The organism is Glycomyces buryatensis, from assembly GCF_004912275.1.
GTDB lineage: Bacteria > Actinomycetota > Actinomycetes > Mycobacteriales > Micromonosporaceae > Glycomyces > Glycomyces buryatensis.
Genome location: NZ_STGY01000004.1, coordinates 51,368 through 62,888, shown reverse-complemented (window position 1 = coordinate 62,888; position 11,521 = coordinate 51,368). Strand labels below are relative to the sequence as shown.

The 11,521-nt window shown below is 68.6% G+C and carries 8 protein-coding genes and 1 pseudogene; 6 read left to right on the top strand and 3 right to left on the bottom strand.

Features of this window, described 5'->3' with window-relative positions:
- The first annotated feature begins 121 nt into the window (after positions 1–121).
- Both FAB82_RS01345 and FAB82_RS01340 read left to right on the top strand, forming a co-directional pair.
- Entirely contained in the window at positions 122–1,618 is a 1,497-nt protein-coding gene (locus FAB82_RS01345) for a glycosyltransferase family 2 protein (protein ID WP_136532743.1), read from the top strand.
- Between the two features lie 19 nt (positions 1,619–1,637).
- Positions 1,638–3,095 carry a glycosyltransferase family 2 protein gene (locus FAB82_RS01340; protein ID WP_168801366.1) on the top strand — a complete coding sequence of 486 codons (1,458 nt, stop codon included), beginning with the start codon at positions 1,638–1,640 and terminating at the stop codon, positions 3,093–3,095.
- Here the strand turns inward: FAB82_RS01340 and FAB82_RS01335 are convergent.
- Entirely contained in the window at positions 3,012–4,202 is a 1,191-nt protein-coding gene (locus tag FAB82_RS01335) for a glycosyltransferase family 2 protein (RefSeq protein WP_168801365.1), read from the bottom strand. The two genes, FAB82_RS01340 and FAB82_RS01335, sit on opposite strands and share 84 nt — an antisense overlap.
- A 298-nt stretch (positions 4,203–4,500) precedes the next feature.
- Between FAB82_RS01335 and FAB82_RS01330 the strand changes: the two genes are divergently transcribed.
- Both FAB82_RS01330 and FAB82_RS01325 read left to right on the top strand, forming a co-directional pair.
- Entirely contained in the window at positions 4,501–5,826 is a 1,326-nt protein-coding gene (locus tag FAB82_RS01330; RefSeq protein ID WP_136532740.1) for a nucleotide sugar dehydrogenase, read from the top strand.
- A gap of 103 nt (positions 5,827–5,929) precedes the next feature.
- Positions 5,930–6,871 (top strand): hypothetical protein, encoded by a 942-nt coding sequence (locus FAB82_RS01325; RefSeq protein WP_136532739.1) that lies wholly within the window; start codon positions 5,930–5,932, stop codon positions 6,869–6,871.
- A 76-nt stretch (positions 6,872–6,947) separates the two neighbouring features.
- On the opposite strand, the gene FAB82_RS01320 is transcribed toward FAB82_RS01325, so the two are convergent.
- Positions 6,948–7,709 carry an ABC transporter permease gene (locus tag FAB82_RS01320; RefSeq protein ID WP_136532738.1) on the bottom strand — a complete coding sequence of 254 codons (762 nt, stop codon included), beginning with the start codon at positions 7,707–7,709 and terminating at the stop codon, positions 6,948–6,950.
- Position 7,710: 1 nt separating this feature from the next.
- A complete protein-coding gene (locus FAB82_RS01315; RefSeq protein WP_136532737.1) occupies positions 7,711–8,694 on the bottom strand; it encodes an ATP-binding cassette domain-containing protein in 984 nt (327 codons plus the stop codon).
- Between the two features lie 155 nt (positions 8,695–8,849).
- Between FAB82_RS01315 and FAB82_RS01310 the strand changes: the two genes are divergently transcribed.
- Together FAB82_RS01310 and FAB82_RS01305 are read left to right on the top strand one after the other, a co-directional pair.
- Positions 8,850–9,524, top strand: coding sequence for a PadR family transcriptional regulator (locus tag FAB82_RS01310; RefSeq protein WP_136532736.1), 675 nt, complete (start codon positions 8,850–8,852; stop codon positions 9,522–9,524).
- A 153-nt stretch (positions 9,525–9,677) separates the two neighbouring features.
- Positions 9,678–11,414: pseudogene (locus tag FAB82_RS01305) on the top strand (acetyl/propionyl/methylcrotonyl-CoA carboxylase subunit alpha); the annotation flags it as partial.
- Positions 11,415–11,521: the final 107 nt, after the last annotated feature.

Genomic DNA, 11,521 nt, shown 5'->3' with positions numbered 1-11,521 from the left:
CCCGGCAGAGCGCAGTGGAATTGAATTGCATTCAAACAATTGTCCTCAACTGCGTAAACGACTGATTAACGGACCATCCGCCCTAAGGCTCGGGAATAGCCCGGGATATTGTGAGCCCGAAATGAACGACTCACCGAAACGCCCGCGCATCGTCCGCAACGACTATAGGGCTCTGCATCCGCCGACCTCCAGCGACTGGCGGCCGAGCCTGGCGGTGAGCGTGGTCATCCCGGCCTTCGGAGGCCAGGAGAAGCTCGACCTGACGCTGGCGGCCCTCGCCGCCCAAACGTATCCGGCCGAACTGATGGAAGTGGTCGTCGTCGACGACAATTCCACCCCCGCGCTGCGCCTGCCACAGCTCCGCCCCGAACACACCCGCCTCGTCGTGCCCACCGGCGAGTCCTGGGGCAGCGCCCACGCCGTCAATACCGGCGTCAGCCACGCCGACGGCCAGGTCATCCTGCGCCTGGACTCCGACATGGTCGCCTACCGCGACCACGTCGAGGCCCACCTGCGCTGGCACCACAGCGCCGACTACCTGGCCGTGCTGGGCCACAAGCGGTTCGTGGACTACAAGGCCGGGACGTACACGCCCGAGCAGGTCCACGAGAAGGTCCTGTGTGGAGAAGCAGAGGCCCTCTTCGAGATCGAGTCGTCTCGGCCCCAATGGATCGAAAAGGTCATCGCCGACACCGACGGCCTCACGGTCCATCACCCCATGAACTACCGGGTGTTCATCGGCGCCTCCGGGTCGCTCCACCGCGACTTCTTCAAGACCGTCGGCGGCCTCGACGCCGAACTGCGCCTCGGCTCCGACACCGAGTTCGCCTACCGCCTCGCCCAGGCCGGCGCCGTGTTCGTCCCCGAGACCGAGTCCTCCGCCTGGCACCTGGGCATCCCGCAGATGCTGGAGAAGGAGGCCGAGGGCCGCCTCCAGCGCCTGCCCTACATCGTCCAGCGCGTGCCCCTGCACGGCCTCCGGCACACCGCGCCGCCGCGGGCCTGGCGGGTTCCGTTGGTGGACATGGTCATCGATGTCGGCCGCGCCAACGTGGCCGACGTGGACGCCGCCGTCGCCCCGGTCCTGGCCGGCCCCGACGGGGACGTCCGCATCACCCTCGTCACCGGCCAGAGCCCTGCCGCGCACGACCGGGCCGCGATCCTCTCCGGCGACGGCACCCAGCTGCGCCTGATCGAGGAGATGTACGCGGGCGAGGCCCGCGTCCGCCTCAGCGCCGAGGCGCCCGAGGCCGACCCGGCCGTGCCCTACCGGCTCCATCTCCCGCGTCCGGTCCCGCTGCGGCCGAACAGTGTCGGCAAGCTCCTGGGCTCGATGGAACGGGCCGACGCCGGCCTCGTCCTGGCCGAACTGCCCGGGTCCGGCCCGGCCCGGCTCGAGCGCACCGCCGCGTTCTGTCGCGCCCGCCACATCACCGGCGGAGGCGACCTCGACCACGTCGTCGCGGGAGTCTGGGGCGTAGCCACCCACGCCGGCCTGGCCGCACCCGAGGCCGACACCGCCTTCAATCCGCCCCCGGTCGACCTGGCGCGGCGCTTCGCCCGCCGGTTCCTCGACGCCCGGGCCCGCGCGCGCCTGCGCAGTATTTTCAAGAAATAAGCAGAGGAGAGCGACCACCGTGCTCGCAGCAGAAGCGGGAAACCCGTTCGTCCGAGGCAACGACTACGGCTCCCTGACCAGGCCGTCCGGCGACTGGAAGCCGCACCTGAGCGTCAGCGTCGTCATCCCCGCCCACGGCCATCAGGACAAGCTCGACATCGTCCTGGCCGCGCTCGCGGCCCAGACCTATCCCGAGGAACTGCTGGAAGTCATCGTCGTGGACGACGGCACCGAGCCGGCCCTGCGCCTGCCCGAGCGGCGCCCGGCCAACGCCAAGATCGTGCCGCCGCTGCCCGGCGGCTGGGCGTCGGCGCACGCCACGAACTCCGGGGTCGAGCGCGCCGACGGCGACGTCATCGTCCGCCTCGACTCCGACATGCTCGCCTTCGCCGACCACATCGAGTCGCAGCTGCGCTGGCACCACGCCGCCGACTACCTGGCCGTGCTGGGCCACAAGCGGTTCGTGGACTACAAGCCAGGTGATCTACTGCCCGAGCACGTGTTCGAGGCGGTGAAGGCCGGGAAGGCCGCTGAGCTGTTCGACACCGAGGCGTCCGAGCCGCAGTGGATCGAGGCGATCATCGACCGCACCGACGGCCTCAAGACCGCCGACCACCGGGCCTTCCGGGTCCTCGTCGGCGCCTCGTTCTCGGTTCCCAAGGCGATCTACAAGGCCTCGGGCGGCATGGACGCCGAGGTCATCCTCGGCTCGGACACGATCTTCGGCTACCGGCTGCACCAGGCCGGGGCGGTGTTCGTGCCCGACAACGATTCGTCGTCGTGGCACCTGGGCCCGCGCCAGATCGCCGCGCGCGGCGAGCAGGCCAAGCGCTACCGCAAACCCCACATCGCCAACCGCGTCCCCGAGCTCGACCTCAAGCGCCCCCGGGCGAACCGGTCATGGGCGACGCCGCTGGCCGACGTGTTCATCGACGCCGGGCCCGGCGCGGAGGCCGCCGCCGACAAGATCCTCGGCGGAGCCGTCCCGGACGTGCGGGTGACGCTGCTGGGCGAATGGCCCGAGCCGAACCCCGGCCGCCACGCCCCGCTCGACGACGCCGACCTGGAGGCGCGGCTGCTGGCCGAGTCCTACCGCGGCGAGGCGAGGGTGCGGCTGGCCGCACAGGTGGAGAACGACCAGGCCGTGCCCTACCGGATCTCGCTGCCGGCGCAGGCGAAGCCCCGCCCCTGGGCGATCGCGGTGCTCGTCGCACATGCCAATGAGCACCGCCTCGGACAGCTCGAAGTGGACATTCCAGGTGGGACGGTCAAGCTGGTGCGGACCGCCGCCGCGGCGCGCGCCGAGCACCTCGGCGCCGACATCGCCCAGGTGTGGGGCGCCGAACGCGTCAGCGAGGGCGAACTGGTCGAAGCCTTTGCGGGACCGAAGAAGTCAGGGCCGCGAGACGCGGGGGGATCCGGACAGCGACTGCGCCGGAAGGCCCGCGGGGCTGTCAGGCGCCTGCTCGGACGCTGAAGCCCCGTCGCCTGCGGCGGCCGCACCTTCCGAGGTGGGGCCGTTCAGGTCCGGATGTTCGGGAACGGCGGGGCGGGGAACGGCCCTGCCGCGCCGCCTGGACTTCGGGCTGGCCTTCTGCGACAGGCGGTAGATCTGGCGCAGCGCCTCGTACCCGACGTAGGCGCGGGCGGCCAGCAGCCGCTGCTTGAGCCCGGTGACGCCGCCCGTCGGATTCCAGGCCTCGGCGCCCGGGTGGTAGCGGCGGTACAGCTCGGAAGTGCGGCGGAAGAACTCGCGGCGCTTCTTCGGGTCCACCCGCTCGGTGTTCCCGATGACCAGCAGCAGGTGCCACACCATGTGGTTGAACAGGGCGACGCGGACGCCGGTGTCGTCCACCGACTCGAAGTCGTCCCAGGTGCGCTGCCACTGGGTGAACACGTCGAAATGCCGGTCGTCGCGGGTCCGCGTGATCGAGGACCCGGCGCGCTGGCGCCACTGGTAGCAGCATTCGGTCACAACGCTCATGCGCGCGGCGCGGCGGAACAGGCCGTAGGTCCAGGGGATGTCGGTGTACCAGCCCGAGGGGAAGTCCAGGTCGATGTCGGTCAGGAATTCGCGGCGCGAGACCTTCGTCCACGGCGTGTGCGTGTAGTCCACGATCTGGGGCCACTCGGTGAAGGTGAACGCCTTCGGGTCGACCGGGCAGCGGTCGGCCAGGTCGGCGAGTTCGCCGATCTCGACGGCGCCGGTGTCGCGGACCTTCTCGTGCTGGACGAGCACCACGTCGGGCCGGACCGGGCCGGAGTCGACGGCCGACAGGACGCGCTCGACGGCGCCGGGCTTGAGCTCGTCATCGGCGTCCACGAACCACACGTAGTCGCCGGTGGCCTGGGCGAGACCGAAATTGCGGGCCGGGCCGGACCCGCCGTTCTCGGGCGTGGAATAGACGTGGATTCGCTTGTCGGCCTGGGCATACCGCTCTGCGAGGGCGCGCGAGCCGTCGGGCGAACAGTCATCGGCGATGATGATCTCGAGCCGGTCTCCGCCACCCACGATGCTGTCGAGGCACCCCGTGAGGTACTCCTCGGCGTCATAGACGGGGATCACAATGCTCAATGTGGGCATGCACAAATAGTAACCTGCTCGGACCCCGTTCACCGGCCGCGTGAAATGGTCGCCGTCACGTCGCGAGGTGATCATTTGCGCTTGTAAACGCCAGATTTCCGGAAACGATTCGCTCATTCGTGCGCTACCGGCGCCCAATTGGGAATCAGTGAACTCTCGTCGATCAGTCGGTGAACAATCAGGTCAGTGGGCGTGTGGTTTGCGAGAAAGTGACCAAAGGGTGAACGATCCTCCAACGCCACACTACGTTTGCCCTGGTCAGATGCGCGCAATTCGCTATTGCTAATCTCGGATCCGAATGCTCCGCGGACACCCCCCCGTCACCAAAGCAAAGGACTCTACTGTGGCATCGAATGCGAACGCCGCCGAAGCCTCGATCGACCTGGTCGTAGTCGGTCAGGGGTATGTCGGATTGCCGCTGGCCCAAGCGGCGATCGCCCAGGGCCTCACCGTGGTAGGGCTCGACCGCACCCAGCGTGTCGTGGACGCCCTCAACGCCGGCTCCAGCCACATCGACGACATCTCGGACGACGAACTCGCCGTGATGCTCGACCAGGGCTACACCGCCACCACCGACACCTCGGTCCAGGCGCGCGCGAAGGCGATCGTCATCTGCGTGCCCACGCCCCTGTCCGAGGCCGGCGGCCCCGACCTCGGCGCCGTCATCGGCGCGTCGCGCGCCGCGGGCGAGCACCTGGCCAAGGGCGCCCTGGTGGTCCTGGAGTCCACCACCTACCCGGGCACCACCGAAGAGGTCGTCGCCCCCATCCTCCGCGAGGAGTCCGGGCTCGAGCCCGGCGTCGACTTCCACCTGGCCTTCTCCCCCGAGCGCGTCGACCCGGGCAACCCGGTCTACGGGATCGTCAACACCCCCAAGGTCGTCGGCGGCCTCACCGCGGAGTGCACGGCCGTCGCCAGCGCCCTCTACGACCGGTTCATCGACACCGTCGTCCAGGCCAAGGGCACCCGCGAGGCCGAGATGGCCAAGCTGCTGGAGAACACCTACCGGCACGTGAACATCGCCCTGGTCAACGAGATGGCGGTCTTCTGCCGCGAACTCGGCGTGGACCTGTGGGACGCGATCAACCTCGCCAAGACCAAGCCGTTCGGCTACCAGGCCTTCTACCCCGGCCCCGGCGTCGGCGGGCACTGCATCCCGATCGACCCGAACTACCTGTCCTACAAGGTCCGGACCCTCGGCTACCCGTTCCGCTTCGTGGAGTTGGCGCAGGAGATCAACAACCGGATGCCCGAGTACGTCGTCAACCGGGCCATGTCCCGGCTGAACGGCGCCGGCCTGGCGCTGAGCCGGGCGCGGGTGCTGCTGTTGGGCGTCACCTACAAGGCCGACATCGCCGACCAGCGCGAGTCGCCGTCGTCCCCGGTCGCCAAGAAGCTGCTCGACGCGGGCGCCGAACTGGCCTACCACGACCCGCACGTCGGGTCCTGGTCCGTGGGCGGCCACGAGGTCGAGCGGGTCGGCGACCTGGCCACGGCCAAGGCGGACCTGATCATCCTGCTGACCCAGCACGCCGAGTACACCCCCGACGCGATGCCCGAGGGCGTCCCGGTCCTCGACACGCGAGGTGCCATGCGCGGCATCGAAGGCGTCGAGACGCTGTAAGCCACAGGCACGCGAGACGACGCGCCGCCACGGCCCTTTCGGGCCATGGCGGCGCGTCAATTCGTATGAGGCACAATCCGACGGCCGGCGTTACCCTTGCCGTATGGCATCACTCACACCGGCCGAACGGCTGAGGATCGCCGTCGAGGCGGATGAGACCCGGCTTCGCATGTACCGCATGAAGCTGCTGCGGGCCCGGCCCGGCATGGGCGAGTGGGAGATGCGTGGCGCCCTGATGAACTGGATGAGCGACGGCGTCGAATTCCCCGACATGAGCCGATCCGGCCCGGGGAAGGCGGCGGGATTGTCGGCGCCGCAAGTGAACAGCCTCGAACGCGCCTACGCGCGCCTCGCCGACGCCTTCGACTCGCTGGAGGCGCCGTGGGCGCTGGCGGGGAGCCTGGCGGTCTCGGCGCGGGTCGAACCCCGGTACATGAGTCATGCGACCGTGATCGTGCCCGTCACCGATGAGCAAGTGGTGCAGGACATCCTCGAAGGGCTGACGGATTCGGGCTACCATCTGCTGACCCTGACCGAGCGGGCCTCGTTCGAGCGTTTGGACGGTGGCGCGGAGGACGACCCGATGGGGCCCGAGGATTTCGAGATCATCCGTCCCGAGAGCGGGCGCATCGCCGAGGCCAGTCTCGTCGACGAGGGCTCTTCCGACCGGGAGCTGTACGTGGACCTGTGCTTCGCGGATTCGCGGATCGAGGGGGAGATCGCGCGGGCGGCCGAGCGGCTGGAGATCCTGCCGGGCCAGTTCGTGCCGGTGGCGCGGATCGGGCACCTGATCGCGTTGGGGCTGCTGTCGTTCAGCGGCCAGGTCCAGCGGCCCGTCCCGGCCGCGTTCGTGGAGATGGACCGGATCAACTCCGACCAGGTCTTCACGGGCATCCGGGTGGAGGCGGACCTGGATCTGCTGCGGGACGCGGCGGGCGATGAGGATCTGAGTCTGGCGCGGGAGGCGGTCGGCCTGATCGCGGAGCGGGAGACCTACCCCAGTCTGAACCTCCGGGCGGAGCTGGCGTCGTTCCTGCGGCGCTGAGCAGGAAACCGCCGCGAGCGAGTGGCCCGCGGCGGTCCGGTGTTTCCTGGATTCTCTTGGGTTGTAGCTCGTATGCCTAGGCGACCGCCCGGGCGAACTTCCTGGTGGCCCACCAGACCAGGACGATGGCCAGCGCGCCGAGGATGACCGGGGCCTGCCAGACGGCGGCGGTGTCGAGGTGGCCCGCGAACAGGTCTCGGGAGGCCTGGACGGCGTAGTAGAACGGGTTGAAGTCGGCTACGTTCTGGAGCCACTGCGGCGCCATGACCATCGGCAGCATGATGCCGGAGATGAGCATGATCGGCTGGACCAGCGTGTTGATGACCGGGCCCATCGCGTCCTCGCTCTTGAGCACGATCGCGAGTCCGAGTGAGAGTCCGGCGAGCATGAACGAGGTGAGCAGGACGATCACGAGCATGAGGAACACGCCGGGCCAGTAGATTTCGAGCTTGCCGGTCAGCGCGGCGAGCAGGACCAGGGCCAGCGACTGGAACAGCGTGGTGGTGACGCTGGCGAGGGTGCGGCCGAGCATCAGGGCGATGCGGCTGACCGGGGTCACGCGCATGCGCTCGATGACGCCTTGGCGAAGTTCGGCGATGAGGCCGAAGCCGACGAAGGCGGATCCGAAGAGCGCCATCATGATGATCAGGCCGGGTACGAAGGTCTCCATCGCACCTTCCTCAAAACCGGGCTGCCCGTCCATGCCCTCCAGCAGCGGGGCGAAGAGGAACAGGAAGTACAGCGGCTGGACCAGCATGACGATGAGCCAGACCGGCTGCTTGAGGTTGAGCTTCATGGACCTGGAGTAGACCAGCCAGGTGTCGCGCAGGGTCTTCACGTCAGTTCTCCTCTCGCAGGGAGCGGCCGGTCTGCTTCAGGAACACGTCGTCCAGGCTGGGCCGGTGCAGTTCGATGGATGCGATGGCGATGTCGGCACCGTCTTTGGCGGCACCGTCGAGCAGGCGCAGCAGTTCGGGGAGCGCGGCGGCGCCGTCGTCGACGTACATGCGCAGGATCGCGACCTCGGTGGTCGGGTCGGCCTCGCCGGCCTCGATCTCGCGGATGAAGTCCTTGGGGCGCAGCAGGTCGGCCGCGTCGGCGGCGTTGCCCGTCAGGCCGATGGCGACGACGTCGCCGGCCACTTCCTTCTTGAGTTCGAGGGGCGTGCCCTCGGTGACGATCTCGCCGTTGTCGATGATGGCGAGGCGGTCGCACAGGGCGTCGGCCTCGTCGAGGTAGTGGGTGGTGAGGAAGATGGCGGTGCCGCGCTCACGCAGGGAGCGGACCTCGTCCCACATGTGGGCGCGCGACTGCGGGTCCAGGCCCGTCGTCGGCTCGTCCAGGAAGAGGATCTTGGGCTGGTGCATGATGCCCAGCGCGATGTCGAGGCGGCGCTTCTGGCCGCCGGAGTACGTCTTGACGGTGCGGCCTGCGAACTCGGAGAGCTGGAAGGACTCCAGGACTTCCTCGGCGCGGGCGGAGGACTGCTTCTTGGACATGCCGTAGAGGCGGCCCTGCATGATCAGTTCCTCGCGGGCGGTGACCTCGCCCCAGGTGCCGCCCTCTTGGCCGACGTAGCCGATGTCGCGGCGGACCGCGGCGGGGTCGGAGGCGAGGTCGTGGCCGCAGACGGACACCTGGCCCTCGGTGGGCTCGATGAGCGTCGAGAGCATTCGCATTGTGGTGGTCTTGCCGGCGCCGTTGGGGCCGAGGAGGCCGAAGATCTCGCCCTCTTTCACGGAGAGGTCGACGCCGCGTACGGCCTCGACTGCTTTGCCGCGGGACTTGAAGACCTTCTTCAGCCCCTTGGTCTCGATGAGCATGGGTACCTCACGGGTGGTTTCGGTGTTGGTCTCGCTGCCGCTATCGCGAGCGGCATTCCTTGTTCAAGTTTGACTATATAGGCGAGCACTGAGCATGTGCAAACTGGATTCCTGGTGGAAAAATCGATAGTCAACGTTGGAGTACTATGGTCCGTATGTGGAGCACGCGACTGCTTGTACTCGGCCTCGTCCGGTGGCTCGGCCCGGTTCACGGCTACCTGGTGCGCCGAGAGCTCGACTCGTGGCGGATGCCGGGGGTGAACGAGATCGGGGCGGGCTCGATCTACCACGCGCTCAAGCGGTTGACCGCCGACGGCCTGATCGAGGCGGTCGCCACCGAGTCGGTGGACGCGCGCCCCGCCCGGACGACGTATCGAATCACCGTGACAGGAGAAACCGAGTTCCAGCGGCTGGTGCGCGAGAAGCTCTGGGAGGTCGAGCAGATCGACGACCCGTTCCACACCGCGTGGTCCTTCGCGACCGTGCTCAGCCCGGCCGAGAACACGGCGATGCTGCGCCAGCGGGCCGAGACCCTCTACTCCCGAATCGAGGGCCTGACCATGCTGCTGGCCTCGACCACCGGTGAGTTCACCGAGGGTTGCGAGGACCGGTTCGTTCCCCCGCATGTGCGCGCGATGCTCAAGCGCCACACCGCTTTGATGGCCGTGGACGCCGAATGGTGCGAGGAGACCGCCGACCGCATCGAGTCCGGGGACCTGACGATCACCGGAGAGCCCGATCCCGAAGAGATCCAGCAGTGGCGCGAGGCGATCCGCTCCGATCGCTTCTCAAACCCTGCCGTCAGCGAGTGGCAGCAGGGCTTCAAGTAGGGCCCTGAACGACCGTTCGGTACATCACCTCAAAAAATCCACAAACGTAGTTGTGGAGAACCACCAAAGAACGACCGTTTTAGACCAGTTCCGCGGCACGTCCAACGTCGCCGGGCCCCCGGCCTGGAATCTGTGGGAACTACACTGCGGAACGTGCGCAAGGTATTGATCGCCAACCGCGGCGAGATAGCGGTGAGAGTCATCCGGGCCTGCCGGGACGCCGGCTTCGAGTCCGTCGCCGTCTACGCCGACGGCGATCGCGATGCACCCCACACGCTTTTGGCCGACGAGGCGTTCGCCCTCGACGGCGTGAGCGCCGCCGACACCTATCTGCGGATCGACAAGCTGATCCGCATCGCCGAACGCTCGGAGGCGGACGCGGTCCACCCCGGCTACGGCTTCCTCTCCGAGAACGCCGAGTTCGCCCAGGCCGTCATGGACGCCGGGCTCACCTGGATCGGGCCCACCCCGCAGGCCATCCGCGACCTCGGCGACAAGGTCACGGCCCGCCACCTGGCGATGCGCGCCGACGTGCCGCTGGTGCCGGGCACCAAGGAGCCGGTCAAGGACGCCTCGGAGATCATCGCCTTCGCCGACGAGCACGGCCTGCCCGTCGCGATCAAGGCCGCCTTCGGCGGCGGCGGCCGCGGCCTCAAGGTCGCCCGCGTCCGGGACGAGATCTCGGACCTGTTCGACTCGGCCGTCCGCGAGGCCGAGTCCGCGTTCGGGCGCGGCGAGTGCTTTGTGGAGCGCTATCTGGACAAGCCCCGCCACGTCGAGGCGCAGGTCCTGGCCGACACGCACGGCAATGTGATCGTCGTCGGCACCCGCGACTGCTCCCTCCAGCGCCGCCACCAGAAGCTCGTCGAGGAGGCGCCCGCGCCGTTCCTGTCCGACGCGCAGCGCGAGACGATCCACAAGGCCGCCAAGGCGATCTGCACCGAGGCCGACTACCACGGCGCCGGGACCGTCGAATTCCTCGTCGGCACCGACGGCACCATCTCCTTCCTGGAGGTCAATACGCGCCTTCAGGTCGAGCACCCCGTCTCCGAGGAGACCAGCGGCATCGACCTGGTCCGCGAGCAGTTCCGCATCGCCGACGGCGAAGTCCTCGACCTGACCGAGGACCCCGAGCCGCGCGGCCACTCGATCGAGTTCCGCATCAACGGCGAAGACCCCGGGCGCGGCTTCCTGCCCGCCCCCGGCATCGTCACCGGGCTCAAGCTCCCGTCCGGCCCGGGCGTGCGCGTCGACACCGGCGTCGAGGCCGGCTCGGTCATCGACGGCAACTTCGACTCGCTGCTGGCCAAGGTGATCGTCACCGGCGCCACCCGCGACGAGGCCCTGCGCCGCTCCCGCCGCGCACTGGCCGAAATGGAGGTCGAGGGCCTGGCCACGGTCCTGCCCTTCCACCGCGCGGTCATCGAGGACAAGGCGTTCGCAGAAGATTTCACGGTCCACACCCGCTGGATCGAGACCGAGTGGGACAACACCCTCGACCCCTTCGACGCGGCCGCCGCGGGCGGATCCGACGCCGAGGAGCGCACCAGCCTGGTCGTCGAGGTCGGCGGCAAGCGCCTGGAGGTGTCGATCCCGGCCGGGCTGCTGAACCCCGGGCCGTCGAACAAGCCGAAGAAGCGCGGCGCGAAGAAGAAGGCCGACTCCGGCCCGGTGATCGGCGGGGACACCCTGCCCTCGCCGATGCAGGGCACCATCGTCAAAGTCGCGTGCACCGAGGGCCAGTCCGTCGTCAAGGGCGACACCATCGTGGTCCTGGAGGCCATGAAGATGGAGCAGCCGATCGAGGCGCACAAGTCCGGGACGGTCTCCGGCCTGGCGATCGGCATGGGCGACGTGGTCGCCGCCGGTGACTCGATCTGTCAGATCTCAGACTTACAGGACGCCCGTTTCCGAGGGACAATGGAAGTCGCTGTGCGTAGCACCACAAGCACTGCTACGGCCGGTTGAAAATACGTTAGAGTGCCCGGCGGCACCGA

What these genes read in the sequence shown, in the direction of transcription:
- FAB82_RS01330 (WP_136532740.1), top strand. Translation starts at nt 4,501, where the DNA reads ATGCTCCGCGGACACCCCCCCGTCACCAAAGCAAAGGACTCTACTGTG.
- FAB82_RS01315 (WP_136532737.1), bottom strand. Translation starts at nt 8,694, where the DNA reads ATGCTCATCGAGACCAAGGGGCTGAAGAAGGTCTTCAAGTCCCGCGGC.
- FAB82_RS01335 (WP_168801365.1), bottom strand. Translation starts at nt 4,202, where the DNA reads ATGCCCACATTGAGCATTGTGATCCCCGTCTATGACGCCGAGGAGTAC.
- FAB82_RS01345 (WP_136532743.1), top strand. Translation starts at nt 122, where the DNA reads ATGAACGACTCACCGAAACGCCCGCGCATCGTCCGCAACGACTATAGG.
- FAB82_RS01310 (WP_136532736.1), top strand. Translation starts at nt 8,850, where the DNA reads ATGTGGAGCACGCGACTGCTTGTACTCGGCCTCGTCCGGTGGCTCGGC.
- FAB82_RS01325 (WP_136532739.1), top strand. Translation starts at nt 5,930, where the DNA reads ATGGCATCACTCACACCGGCCGAACGGCTGAGGATCGCCGTCGAGGCG.